We start from the raw sequence: 12,729 nt of genomic DNA on the forward strand, positions 1-12,729 counted from the left end.
ATCTGTTCAGTGTGAATAGAACCGGCGGTCGGTCTGCTCGAAGATGAGAGACGGCCACCAGGTAGACCAAGTCCAAATACCCGACAAATCGCTTTGGGTCAGGATTTCCACCTGCGATTGTTCGGCCCCCATATCCCGGACAGCGACGTACACGATCTCTCCAAGGCTCTGTTCCCGGTATGCAGTGGAGAAGTACGTGAGGCGCGGATTTGAATGGCTCGGCACCAGATCGGTCGGGAAGAAGTTGAGGTCTCGAAGCGCCTGGTTCACGACCACGAGAGTTTCCTTGGCGGGGCTGGGGTAGGATTTGATCGCCCGGTCCTCCCCGAAGAAGCCTGCGCAACCGGCCATCGCCAGGAAGAGCAATGTCGTCGCAACGTGTCGGTAACGCATGATGCTTTCTTTGGTCAGCTCAGGTCGCACTCTTGAGAACCACAGCGATCTCGCCCTGGATCCGCTCGGAGGCGGGGCGATCGCCGAAGGTTCCGACGCGAACTCGAACAGAGGTCGCATCTCTCGTAACCGGTAAGACGGTGATCGTCACGGATGTCCCATCCAATTCCGCGCCAACTGCCTTTGCGCTGACCTGGTCTTTCTGTGTTTCTGAGACGACGACATGCATTGTTCTTAAGGCGTTGAGTGTCGCGTCCCACACCGTGTTGTACGGAGCGGCGTGGATCTGCTCCAACTCACCCTTGGCATAGGTAGTGCCGGCCACGCCCCCGGTCGCGCCCAGACCCGTGAGGATCACTGGGCATCCTTGAAGGGTCCCGGCCAGCACCAAGAAGAACGTCGATGCGACTTGCCGGAGCAATCGAGAACGCCTTATTGTCCTTCTCCTTCACTGCCCGCATCGTCTCGCCTGGCCAGCCACCAAGCCAGCAGGATCGTCGCTGCCATCAATATTGGCGTGATGCCGTATGCGAGGGCGATGATCACAATCTGTCGCATACCTGTCTTCCCACCATGGGTGATCTACAGACTATGCGGCGCTTGCCACCTGACTTGTATGCGAGGATAGTCCGACCTCCAGGCCGGCGCGCTCCCGGACGAGTTCCTGAGGCAGGCCGAAATTCACCTCCTCCTTGATCGATTCGATCTCCTCGATGTCGGTCACGCCCAACTCCTTAAAGTAGCTGACGACTCCCTGGACCAGATGCTCGGGGGCGGAAGCGCCCGCTGTGACCCCAATGACCCGCGTGTCAACAAGCCACGCTGGATTGATCTCGCTGACATCGTCGATCAGGTAGGCCTGGACCCCCACCCCCTTGGCGACCTCGATCAACCGCTTGGAATTCGAGCTGTTCTGTGAGCCGAGGGCCAGAATCAGGTCAACGCGCGATGCCAGCTCTTTCAGCGCGGTCTGCCGGTTCTGGGTCGCGTAGCAAATATCTTCCTTGGACGGAAAGGCGAGCGCCGGAAACTTCCGCTTGAGGGCCTCGATGATCCCCGTCGTGTCATCCAGGCTGAGCGTGGTTTGCGTGATGACCGCCACCTTGGTGGGATCAGGGACGTTCAAGTCTTCCAACTGGTCCTCCGATCCGATCAAGGTGATCGCATCCGGGGCCTCGCCCGTTGTTCCAATCACCTCATCGTGTCCTTTATGGCCGACCAGGATGATAGAGTGGCCTTCGTGGGCAAACTTAATCGCCTCATTGTGGACCTTGGTGACCAAGGGACAGGTGGCATCGATGACCTTTAACCGTTTGGCGGCGGCCTGGGCACGTACCTCCGGTGAGACCCCGTGGGCGCTATAAATAACGAGCGCGCCATCGGGAACCTCATCGAGCTCATCGACGAAGATTGCCCCCTTCTGCCGGAGTTCATCCACCACGTGCCGGTTATGAACGATCTCCTTCCGGACATACACCGGCTCATCGTATAGGTCGAGGGCGATCTTGACCACATCGATAGCGCGGTCCACTCCGGCGCAGAATCCTCTCGGTGCGGCGAGAATCAGCTTTTCGACGGCCATCGGAATGCCTTTTGACTCATGGCTTTTTCACCCTTAGTGCAGCAATTCATAACCACGCCCACGAATCCGTTCACCCTGAGCCTGTCGATGGGTGCCTCCCCGTTCATGGTTCGATAAGCTCACCACGAACGGATACGTGATCGTAATGGTGAAAAGGACTGCTAAGCGAACGTGGGGTGTGAACATGGTTAGGCATCATAGCAAGGGAAAGTCCTGCTGTCAAAACGTCGCCTTCTCCAAGGCCTTGATCATCTCGCGGCAGCGGGCCGACAGGTCTTTCGGCTTCCTCGCCGTAATGAGGTTGCCGCCACAACGCCATCACCATAGCCTGTCTTGGCCTCCTCTGTCAAGAGAGAGTCGCCGGTTGTGTTGGCGGCTTGGCGGCAGAGATGAATAATAATTACGTGTTGACAGCATGCGAGGATATTTGTAATCATTTGACATATAATGACGACGTAACACAATTGAGAAAGGGACGATGCGAAGCTTCTCGTTCAGGCGGTTCACGCTGACCAGCATCTTGATCTCGTTGTTCGCCTTAGCCTCCTTGATCCCCCTGGGCGCCTTTGGTTTCACTATCATCCGGATAGTATCAGACGACCTCGTGCGGAGGACCTTACGGGAGCTGAAGCAGAGCGTTCTGCACGATGCTCACCAGATACAGCACCGCGTCGACACGGCTCAAGGCGACCTCCCAGTCCTCAACCACGTGGCTGCCATGCGGGAGCTGATCGAGGCCCGAGTCCTTCGCGACCCGGTCGGGGTCGAGCAATGGCGGAAGGCGCTGGAGCAGGTCTTCCTCGCATTTTCGACTAACCGGAAGGTCTACAACCAGATCCGCTATATCGATGAGGACGGCCAGGAGGTCGTGCGGGTAGACTATGACGGTGTAAAGCCGCCACAAGCCGTTCCCCGTGATCAGCTTAGGAATCGTCGGCAGCGGTCCTTTTTTCCAGAGACTATGAAGCTCGGGCCGGGGGAAATCTTTGTCTCCCCGCTGAATTTAAATCGGGAGGGTGATCAGATCGAAGTCCCATACCGCCCCACCATCCGCTACGCCACCCCCCTCTTCGATGACGCGGGGCACCGGCGCGGGATCGTGATCATCAACGTCAATGCGGGCATTCTCCTCGATGTGCTGCATCTTGAGGGCACAGCCGCCGGGAAGGTCGTGTATGCTGTCGACCAGGATGGGTTTTACCTCCTGCACCCCGATTCGGCAAAACGGTGGGGTGGTCCCAGCGACCTGAACACGGGGCAGCGCCTCCAGCAGGACCTCCCCACTCTTGCCACCCAGATCCTCTCCCAACAAGCTGTCGCAACGATCCTGGAGGGGCACGTCGTCACCTCTCAGTCGATCACCCTCAGCGCAGGCAGTCCAGCCCGCTCCCTTGTCGTCGTCGAGCGTATGCCCACCAGTATTGCCCTGGCGCCTGTCGCGGGCCTTCGCTGGTATCTGCTGATCCTGCTCGTTGGGGTAGGTGCCGTTGCTGTGGTGGGCGCCGTCTTGGTCGGGGGCGGACTCGCTCGTCCCATTGTGACCTTGGAAAAGGCTGCCCAGCAGGTCCAGGAGGGTGATCTACAAGTCAGGGTTGAGGTCAGTGGGTTCCACGAGATCGTAGCGCTGGGTGAAGCGTTCAATGCCATGACACAAGGTCTGGCCCAATCCCACGGCCAGATCGAGCGGCAACTTGCGGAGCTCCAGGCTCGCCAACGGGTGACCGACAGCACCCTCTGCGTCCCGGATCTGGCCGAGCGGATGCGCATCGCGCTACGGGAGATCCTTGTCCTGTTGAGGCCAACCATCAAGGGGGCGCTCTACCTGGTAGAGCGTGGAAGACTGGTGCTCAAGGTCGAGGAGGGCTTCTCTCCGACCTTTCTGGCCCTGGGTCGGGATGTACCGCTGGCCGGCTGTCCGTGGGTCGGGGCGCCTACCGAGACGTGCGTCCCATGGGAAGGGTCCGATCCCATAACGGAGGCGCTGCGGCAGGAAGGGGTGATGGCCTGGATCAGTCTGCCCCTCATGGTGGAAGAGAAGCTGGAGGGTGCCCTGCTCCTGGCGAACAGTCGGGCAACGCTTCTGGAAGAGCACACTTCGCGCACACTGAGGGCGATGGTCGACCAGGTGGCTGTAGCGCTTCATCATGCCAGACTGTACGCCGAGAGTCAGGAACGGATGGCGCGGCTGATCACCCTTCGGGAGATCGACCAGGCTATCGCCGCCCAGCTCCCCTTAGAAGGGGTCATCAAGGTGGTGCTGGAGCGGGTGCATCTCCACATGAAGACGGACGCGGTAGGGCTGAGTCTGATCGACTGCGAGAAGAAGCGAACCCTCTTTGCCTATCTTCGCCTGCCGGGTGGGGTGGATATCCAAGAGGAAGCCTTTACGCTAAGCGAGAGTCTGCTGGAGGTTTTATGCGCGCGCCAAGAGCCGGTCCTCATTTACGACCTGTTGGACGACCCTCGAGTCACGTACCATCGGGAGATCATCCGCCGGTACGATCTCAAGTCGTATCTGGCCGTGCCCCTTGTTGTACAAGGCACAACCATCGGTGTACTCCACGTGTTGACCACGGTCCCTCACCGCTTTGAGGCCAACGAGGTCGATTTCTTCACGACCCTCGCCGGGCAGGCGGCCATCTCTATTCAGAACGCCCGTATGTATGAGATGTCGCTACGCCGGGGCGAGGCGCTGGCCGCCTTAACCCACAGCACCATCGCCCTCGCCGAATCCGGTCCGGAGCCGGAGGCGATCTCTACCATGCTGCAGGGCGTCAACCGGGCGACGGGTGCCAGCCGGAGCGCCTGGCTGGCGTACGATGAGGCCGCGCGACGCCTCCACGTGGGGACATCGGTCGGCTTTCCGCCGGAGGTGCTGCACCAGGCTGAACAGGCGCTGACGATATCTCTCACTGACCCCTGGATACCGGCTCGGGCGGCCGTCGAAGGGCGATCGATCTACCTCAAGCAGACGGGCGGCAGCCCGTTCTGGCCGGTCTTCGATCCGGATGTGCGTTCCGCTAACTGCGCTCCACTGACGTACCGTGGCCGGCTGTATGGTGTGCTTGTGCTCCTTTCGGAAGAAGAGGATGGCTTTGGATCTGAGGCGTTGTCGTTGGCCGACACCTTCGCCCTGTACGCCGGCGCCGCCTTGGCCAATGGTACGCTCTATCGGGAGATCCAGCAGGCCGCGCGTGAGCTCGAAGCCAAGGTTGAGGACCGGACCCAACAGCTCCAGGTCGTCAACACTCAACTGGAGGCCGCCTCTCGCCACAAGTCCGCGTTCCTGGCCAATATGTCTCACGAGCTGCGGACGCCGCTCAACGCGATTCTCGGCTTTGCCGAGTTGCTCCGGGACGAAACCTGCGGCCCGCTGAGCGCCAAGCAGGACCGCTATCTGGGCCATATCCACAGCAGCGGTAAGCACCTCCTTGCGCTGATCAACGACCTCCTCGACCTCTCCAAGGTGGAGGCGGGGAAGCTTGAGCTGCGCCCGGAGACCTTCGTCCTCTACGAAGCGCTTACGGTGGCCCTGGAAGAGGTTCGCTTCCAGGCGGAGGCGAAGCAGCTTCAGCTCGGACTTCAGGTAGACGAGAGTCTTTCGATAATCACCGCCGATCCCGTCCGCTTCACGCAGATCATCTTGAACCTCCTTTCGAATGCCGTGAAGTTCACGCCGGAAGGCGGGACCGTGACCGTCACCGCCCGCACAGGGTCTAGGGGGGAGGGCCTAGGGCCTAGTGAAGGCTCTCGTCCAGACCTTAAACCCTATACCCTCTACCCTGGCGAGTTCGTAGAAATCGCCGTGCAGGACACCGGGGTCGGGATTCCGGCGGAGGATCTGCCCAAACTCTTTCAGCCCTTCATTCAACTGGAGTCTACCCTCGTCAAGCAGCGCCAGGGGACCGGACTCGGCCTCGCGCTCACCAAGCAGCTTATCGAGCTACACGGCGGCAGCATCTGGGCCGCCTCCGAGGGCGCAGGCCTGGGGAGCACCTTCACGATCTGTCTCCCGCTCTGTCACCCTTCGAAAGAAAGCTGGATTGCGTAGTCAGGTGTCGCCCCTCCTGGGACGGTGAGGACGGACTTCTGCCCAAGGGAGAAACGATGGCGCTGAAGGCTGTGATATTCGATGCCGGCAACACTGTTATGCTCATCAACTATGGCGTGGTAACCGAGGTCCTGGCCGCTGAGGGATTCGAGATCGAGGAAGCGGCAGTGCGAGAGGCGGAGTATCGCGCCCGGGTGCGTCTCGATCCGATCCTGGCCAGGCGCAACTCTACCGAAGCGCCGCAGATCTTTCAGACGTACATGCAGTTTGTCTGTGAGGGCTTGGGGGTGCAATGGGGAGTGGCCGCGGAGCAGGCTCTACATCGACTCGCCGAGTACCATCGGGCGTATAACCTCTGGAACCAGCCTAACCCGCAGGCCCATACTGTCCTTGAGACGCTGCACGGTCACGGGCTTACACTCGGCATGATCTCGAATTCGAACGGGTGGGTTGAGCGGCTTGTGACGGAGCGCGGGCTGCGCCCGTACTTTCATTTTGTACTGGACTCACGGCTGGTTGGGGTCGAAAAGCCTGATCCCAGGATCTTTCAGATCGCGCTGGACCAGGTCGGGATCAGCCCCGCCGAGGCCCTCTACATCGGCGATCTGTACTCCATCGATATCGTAGGGTCGAGAGCGGCGGGGTTACACGCGATCCTGCTCGATCCTGCCGGTCTGTGGGACCACGTGGACTGCCCCAAGGCACGCGACCTGTCAGAAGCCGCCGACCTGGTCCTGATGCAGCTTTCGTAAACCAGCCTCGTTATGAGAGCCCACCGACAATCTCAGCCTTCCCGCCCACCAAACAAGAAGCGCCGCGTATGGGGAGCAACAGTGGTCCCGGCGGTCGCCAGATCGTGTCGAAGCCTGGTCAGATCCTCCGGTGTATCCACGTCGAACCAGGACGGGAGCGTTGCAACCTGTAGTCGTTGCGTCGCAGCGCGGTGGAGTGTTTCATTGAGAACTGTGGGGCCGCTCCACGGGATATTATCAAAGAGCGCTCGGCAGGGGCGCTTGAGCCCGATAAGGTAATAGCCTCCGTCCTCTGCCGGGCCGAGCACGAGGTCTGTGGTCCCGCTCTGCAGTCGCGCGATCGCATCCAGCAGGTAGGACGTGGGCAGGGTCGGACTGTCGCTGTCGATGAGGATGGCCGCCGGGTGGCCTCGTTCCAGGAGGATCGCTGAGAGCCGGTGAAGCCGGTCACCAAGACTCGATCCGGCTTGCGGAATCAGCGCAAAGGCCTCCGGCAACAGCGCAAGCATCGATTGCCTTGCCTCGAGAGGTGTGAAGGCCAGGTACGGATCGATCCCAGGGAGTTCGGCCACCTGCAGCAGCTTATCCAGCAGAAGGCACCGGTACAGTTCAGCCGCGCCCTCATAGCTCAATGGCGGAACGAGGCGCGTCTTGACCTGACCCGCCTCAGGCGCCCTGGCCATCACTGCGATAGCGTATTGTCGCATAAGGGAAGAGTATCGGACCCCCTCTCGCTTGTCAATCCGACCTGCCTGAGCGAGGCAATTCAGTCTTGTCCCCTTGCCACCAAAAAGACTTGACCGTCTCCCAGGTTTGGGGTACGGATGTTAGCACAACGATGACTGAGACCCATATCTTTAATCTGATACCCTTCTCGCGAATTAAGGAGACTCGACATGCACATGAGAACATTCCGGCTACGGATCTGTTTAGCTTTTGTTCTTTTACCGTTCCTTGGAGGGTGCCAAAGCTCTCTGGTCGGGCCGATCAAATTGGGCAGTTCCAGTCACGTTGAATTCCAAGACGAGAGCAAGGAAGGATTGACGGGAGAGGCTACCGTGGCGCTTCTTAAACAAGGGATCGTAGGTGTTGTGGTGGGTTGGGAACACTCTTTCAAAACGGGCGTTGATTCGAAGGAACTCATATATAATCGCATCTATCGAGGCGCCGTGAAATTCGATGTAGACCTGCTGAGCAAATCTCAAGGCAAGACGGTCACCAAAGCGACCTTTAACTACGCGATCAAGGATGGTGCCAGGTCATCAAGCAAAGGATCACCGGCATCATGTGTGACGAAGCTCTTGCTCGCAACAGAGGATTGGCACGGCATACCTGAGATGGATGTTGCGAAGGCGCCGGATACCATTGCCGGAGACCTCTACAAGGATGGCCTTCCTGAGAAGCCTGTCGGCTCCGTCATCAGTGTCGACGTCACTGATGCGGTGCAAGCCTGGGTAGATGGGACAAAGACGAATCATGGCTTCGTATTTGCAGCCTCTAAGGAAGAAAAAGGCCTGATCAAAGATAGCGAGAAGTGCTGGACCCTCCTGGACGGTTTTTCGCTACGGGTGAATTTCTCTAAGTAGTAAATTATCATGTCAGCTTGACAGAACTGTATATGCATATTATACATATATGAGGATCGTCTGGGATCCGGCAAAGGCCGAAGTGAATGCGCGGAAGCACGGGATCGGTTTGCTGATGCGGAGGGCGTCCTGTTCGATCCTAATGCGCTCACAGAAGAGGATGAGCATACGGAAGATGAGCAGCGGTTCGTGTCGATAGGCCTGGATCCCGTCGGACGGCTTCTGGTGGTGGTCTACACGTTCCGGGGTGAAGACATTCGGCTGATTTCTGCACGTTGGGCAACCCGGAGAGAGTGGCAGGCGTATGAAGCGGGAATATGACTTCAGCAGGGCAAAGCGGGGAGCGGTGGTTCCTCAGACCGGGAAGACACGCATCACGATCTACATCGATGATGATATCCTCGAGGCGTTTCGTGATCGAGCGGATGCCTCCGGACGTGGCTATCAGACCATGATCAATGATGCACTCCGCGCCTATCTTGGCAAGGCGAGCCCACCCATGGACGAAGACACAATCCGACGCGTAATCCGTGAGGAGATCGGAAAGGCGGGGCGCTTACGAGTGCCTGCCTAACAGCATAAGGCCGTAGTGCGCGGCGCCGAGCAGAGGCGTGCGGAGGTTCAGGGCGACCCTCACGTCGATTGACCGAAGCAGGTCGGCGAAGCGTCCCTTGTCGGTGAAGGCGCGGGTGAACGCAGTGCGTAGGGGCATGTGGCCGCGTGCCTCTACAAGGATCTTCGGCGCGATCCCTCCCCCGATATATACCCCACCGATGGCGAATGCCTTCAGGGCTAGATTGCCCGCCTCTGCTCCGTACACAGAGACGAACAGTTCGAGCGCTTTGGTACAGAGTGGGTCGTCGCCTGTGAGCCCGATCTCTGAGATGACAGCCCCTGGGTCGTCCTCCGCGATCCGCTTGCGCAGCCACTCCGGCTCCTGGGCTATGCCGCTGTCTCGCAGGAACCGATAGATGTTGAAGAGCCCCGGTCCGGACAGCACGCGCTCATAACTGACGCGGCCATACTCCCGTTGCAGGTAGCGCAGGAGTCCAATCTCAAGGTCGCTTCGTGGGCCGAAATCAGTGTGCCCTCCCTCAGTGGCCATGGGGTGATACCGCGTCCCATCCCAGTAGAGGATCGCCTCCCCTAGACCTGTCCCGGCTGCGATGACGACAATGTTGCCCTTGCGCGGCGGGCCTGGCTGAAGTACGCACAGGTCGGTTGGATCGAGGTGGAGCATCCCGTAGGCTGCTGCTTCCAGATCGTTCAGGAGCTTCACTCGCGGAAGGCGAAAAGCTTCGGCCAGGCTGCGCTCATCCAACTCCCAGGGGAGGTTTGTCGCTCTACTTGTTCCTTCGATTATCGGTCCGGCCACCCCGAAGCAGGCCACGCTGAGTGACGCGGCAGACCCAGGGCCCATGAACTGGTTGAGGATCGCCTCCAGCGACCCGTAACTCTGGCTAGGGAACGTCTCTTCGCGGATGACGTGCAGTCGGTTACCGTCCGCTTCAAACAGGCCGATAACGGTCTTTGTCCCCCCAATGTCGCCGGCAAGAATCATGGGATTCTATCGCCGAGCCGACTTGCGGCGGCCTGATCGACCAACCACACCAACCGACCTGCTATGGGCCGAATGAGTTGAGCCGGAAGTCGCTCAGGGGCTGGTGGCCCTTCGAGGACCACCTGGAGCGCCGCGGCCTTCTCGATCCCGGAGACCAGAAACAGGATCGTGGTGGCCCGGTTGAGGATGGATGTCGTAAACGTCAGGCGATTCGCCTTCAACGTAGGAATGTAGTTGGGCGCTACCCATCGACTGATTTCTCGAAGTGCCCGAGTGTACGGGAACAGCGAGGCGGTGTGACCATCAGGTCCCAAACCCAGAAGAATAAGGTCGAACGCAGGCGGCTTATCCGATGGCTGCGCGGCGAAGGTCTTGGCGATCTCGGCCTGGTACTCGCCGGCCGCCTCATCCAGGTCTGCTCGCTCGGCCTGCATCCGGTGTACCTGGTTCGCAGGTATCGGAACGCGACTGAGAAGGCTCTCTTTTGCCATGCCGAAGTTTGACTCCGGGTGCTCAGGCGGTACAGCTCGCTCGTCTCCCCAGAAGAGGTGGGTCTCCCGCCACGGCAGGCGAGTACGGTACGGCTCGTCCGCCAGGAGTGAGTAGAGGCGCTTCGGGGTCGATCCACCCGCCAAGGCAACGGTAAAGCGGCCACAGCGGGCCACCGCCTCCTGGGCGATCGCGACGACCCGCTTGGCGGCCTCCTGAGCGATGGCGGCCTGATCGGCCACCACCAGCAGATCGCTTACACGCTCCACCGTCCTCCCGCTCTCCAATGCTTCTGCGACCTCCTCGGTGCGAGCGTCTCCGCACGATTATGGGTTGACCCACTCCCGGCCGTCGGCCTCGATGAAGCGGTCGGCCTCTTTTGGACCCCAGCTACCGGCGGGGTAGTACGCCAGGCCGGTGCGGCCGGCGGCGGCCCAGGATTCGACCACCGGCGTTATCAGCGCCCATGCAGCCTCGACCTCATCACGCCGAATGAACAGCGTCGAGTCCCCGAGCATACAGTCCAGCAGCAGCCGCTCGTAGGCCTCCTCGGGATCGACCCCGAACGCCTCCCGGTACGAGAAGCCCAATCGGGCCGGCACCAGGCTGATTCGCGGTCCCGGTGGCTTGAGCCCGACCCGTAGCGAGATCCCCTCGTCGGGCTGGATTCGAAGGGTGAGTCGGTTGGGCTTCACGATATCCTGGTTCTCATGGCCCGCATGGCCAGCCTGTTGAAACAAGAGGAGGGGTGGCTGTCGGTATTGGATGGTGACCTCGGTGATCCGCTTCGGAAACGCCTTACCGGTGCGCAGGTAGAACGGTACCCCCGCCCAGCGCCAGTTGTCGATCTCCAGGCGCAGCGCCGCGAAGGTCTCCATTGCCGTCTCCGCCGCAACCTCCGGCTCGTCGGCGTAGGCCGCGATCTTCTTCCCGTGAAGCTGACCGCTGATATACTGCGCTCGGACAGTGGTGTCGTCGGCGCGCTGTGTTGGGATCCCACGGATCGCCCGCAAGACCTTGACCTTCTCATCGCGGACCGCGTCGGGCTCGAATGTGGCGGGAGGCTCCATGGCGACCAGCGACAGGAGTTGCAGCATGTGGTTTTGCACCATATCCCGCATGGCGCCCGCGCTGTCGTAATAGCTCCCTCGGCCCTCCACGCCCAGGTCTTCCGCGACCAGGATCTGGACGTGGTCGACATACCGCCGGTTCCACAACGGCTCAAAGATGCTGTTGCCGAAGCGGAAGGTCAGGATGTTCTGGACGGTTTCCTTGCCGAGGTAGTGATCGATGCGGTACACCTGCCGCTCTCGGAAGACCCGATGGATCTCGGCATTCAGGGCGATAGCCGTCGCCAGATCCCGCCCGAACGGCTTTTCGACGATGATCCGGCAACAGCCGTGAGCCTCAGGCGCAGGAGCGGTATCGTGCGGACCGTCCCAGACCTCGTTTACCAGTTCGGCAGCCCCTAAGCGGGCCACAACTCCAGCGTAGGCCGCAGGCGGTGTGGCCAGGTAGTAAAGCCGATTGCCGCCGGTCCCATGTTTCTGATCTACATCAGCGAGAAGGGCACGGAGCCGCTCGTATCCGGCAGGATCCTCGAATGAGGCCGCGACATAGTAGAGGCTTCGCGCCAGGCGGTCCCACACCTCAACGTTGAGCGGCTGCAAACGAGAAAACTGCTCCACCGCCCCGCGCATCTCCTCGCGGAACGCTTCGTGGTCCTTCTCTCGTCTCGCGAACCCGATCACCGCAAACCGGGTAGGGAGCAGGCCGTCGTGCGCCAGCGCGTACAGGGCAGGCAAGAGCTTGCGCCTGGTCAGGTCGCCGGATGCGCCGAAGATGACCAGCGCACACCCTTCCGGCACCTGGTAGCGGGAGGGCTCCGTGATCGCCTCGGTCAGGATCTGCGCGGGCGCCATTTGGCTAGCTTCCTGCGGGAGGCTCGGCATGTCCGCCGAACTTCTGTCGCATCGCCGACAACAGCTTCTCGGCAAACGTGTGCGCCTGCCGGGACCGGAAGCGCGCGTACAAGGACGCCGACAGGACATCGGCCGGTACGGCCTCTTCAATCGCCGTCATGATCGTCCAGCGTCCCTCACCCGAATCCTGGACAACGCCGGTATAGTTGGAGAGCGTCGGGTCTTCCGCGAGCGCCATCGCCGTCAGGTCGAGCAGCCACGATGACACGACGCTGCCGCGCCGCCATACCTCCGCAATGTCAGCCACGTTGAAGTCATAACGGTACTCCTCAGAGAGGTCCTGTGAGACCGCATTACGCAGGATGTCGAAGCCCTCCGCATAGGCCTGCATCA

At 60.5% G+C, this 12,729-nt stretch carries 13 protein-coding genes and 1 pseudogene; 5 read left to right on the forward strand and 9 right to left on the reverse strand.

Annotation, left to right across the window (positions count from 1 at the left end; genetic code table 11):
* Positions 1-6: 6 nt before the first annotated feature.
* The 4 genes from PHV01_RS02545 to PHV01_RS02560 are packed head-to-tail and all read right to left on the reverse strand — an operon-like array spanning position 7 to position 1,975.
* Positions 7-393, reverse strand: coding sequence for a hypothetical protein (locus PHV01_RS02545; RefSeq protein ID WP_337289577.1), 387 nt, complete (start codon positions 391-393; stop codon positions 7-9).
* A gap of 19 nt (positions 394-412) precedes the next feature.
* Positions 413-814, reverse strand: a complete 402-nt coding sequence (locus PHV01_RS02550; protein WP_337289578.1) for a DUF3568 family protein — start codon at positions 812-814, stop codon at positions 413-415.
* Between the two features lie 11 nt (positions 815-825).
* Positions 826-951, reverse strand: a complete 126-nt coding sequence (locus PHV01_RS02555) for a hypothetical protein (RefSeq protein WP_337289579.1) — start codon at positions 949-951, stop codon at positions 826-828.
* A gap of 31 nt (positions 952-982) precedes the next feature.
* On the reverse strand, positions 983-1,975 hold the full coding sequence (locus PHV01_RS02560) for a 4-hydroxy-3-methylbut-2-enyl diphosphate reductase (RefSeq protein WP_337289580.1): 993 nt from the start codon (positions 1,973-1,975) through the stop codon (positions 983-985).
* 478 nt (positions 1,976-2,453) lie between these two features.
* On the opposite strand from PHV01_RS02560, the gene PHV01_RS02565 reads away from it, so the two are divergent.
* Positions 2,454-6,026: a GAF domain-containing protein gene (locus tag PHV01_RS02565; protein ID WP_337289581.1), complete on the forward strand. Its 3,573-nt coding sequence runs from the start codon at positions 2,454-2,456 to the stop codon at positions 6,024-6,026.
* Positions 6,027-6,082: 56 nt separating this feature from the next.
* Positions 6,083-6,778, forward strand: coding sequence for an HAD family hydrolase (locus PHV01_RS02570; RefSeq protein WP_337289582.1), 696 nt, complete (start codon positions 6,083-6,085; stop codon positions 6,776-6,778).
* A 32-nt stretch (positions 6,779-6,810) separates the two neighbouring features.
* Here the strand turns inward: PHV01_RS02570 and PHV01_RS02575 are convergent, their stop codons facing one another.
* A complete protein-coding gene (locus PHV01_RS02575) occupies positions 6,811-7,461 on the reverse strand; it encodes a TIGR04282 family arsenosugar biosynthesis glycosyltransferase (protein ID WP_337289583.1) in 651 nt (216 codons plus the stop codon).
* A gap of 213 nt (positions 7,462-7,674) precedes the next feature.
* Between PHV01_RS02575 and PHV01_RS02580 the strand changes: the two genes are divergently transcribed.
* From PHV01_RS02580 to PHV01_RS02590, 3 genes are all read left to right on the forward strand, one after another.
* Positions 7,675-8,364, forward strand: coding sequence for a DNRLRE domain-containing protein (locus tag PHV01_RS02580; protein WP_337289584.1), 690 nt, complete (start codon positions 7,675-7,677; stop codon positions 8,362-8,364).
* Positions 8,365-8,493: 129 nt separating this feature from the next.
* Positions 8,494-8,685, forward strand: coding sequence for a BrnT family toxin (locus PHV01_RS02585; RefSeq protein WP_337289593.1), 192 nt, complete (start codon positions 8,494-8,496; stop codon positions 8,683-8,685).
* Complete coding sequence (locus PHV01_RS02590; protein ID WP_337289585.1) at positions 8,669-8,938, forward strand: BrnA antitoxin family protein; 270 nt, start codon at positions 8,669-8,671, stop codon at positions 8,936-8,938. The genes PHV01_RS02585 and PHV01_RS02590 overlap by 17 nt, the downstream gene beginning before the upstream one ends.
* Here the strand turns inward: PHV01_RS02590 and glk are convergent.
* From glk to PHV01_RS02610, 4 genes and pseudogenes are all read right to left on the reverse strand, one after another.
* Positions 8,921-9,925, reverse strand: a complete 1,005-nt coding sequence (gene glk / locus PHV01_RS02595) for a glucokinase (protein WP_337289586.1) — start codon at positions 9,923-9,925, stop codon at positions 8,921-8,923. The genes PHV01_RS02590 and glk overlap by 18 nt on opposite strands.
* Positions 9,922-10,683 (reverse strand): 6-phosphogluconolactonase, encoded by a 762-nt coding sequence (gene pgl, locus PHV01_RS02600; RefSeq protein WP_337289587.1) that lies wholly within the window; start codon positions 10,681-10,683, stop codon positions 9,922-9,924. Before pgl ends, glk begins: the two co-directional genes overlap by 4 nt.
* 57 nt (positions 10,684-10,740) lie before the next feature.
* Entirely contained in the window at positions 10,741-12,336 is a 1,596-nt protein-coding gene (zwf, locus tag PHV01_RS02605) for a glucose-6-phosphate dehydrogenase (protein WP_337289588.1), read from the reverse strand.
* 4 nt (positions 12,337-12,340) lie between these two features.
* Positions 12,341-12,729, reverse strand: a pseudogene (locus PHV01_RS02610) (6-phosphogluconate dehydrogenase (decarboxylating)); the annotation flags it as partial.

Origin of the sequence: Candidatus Methylomirabilis sp. (assembly GCF_028716865.1) — a bacterium.
In the GTDB taxonomy this organism is placed as follows: domain Bacteria; phylum Methylomirabilota; class Methylomirabilia; order Methylomirabilales; family Methylomirabilaceae; genus Methylomirabilis.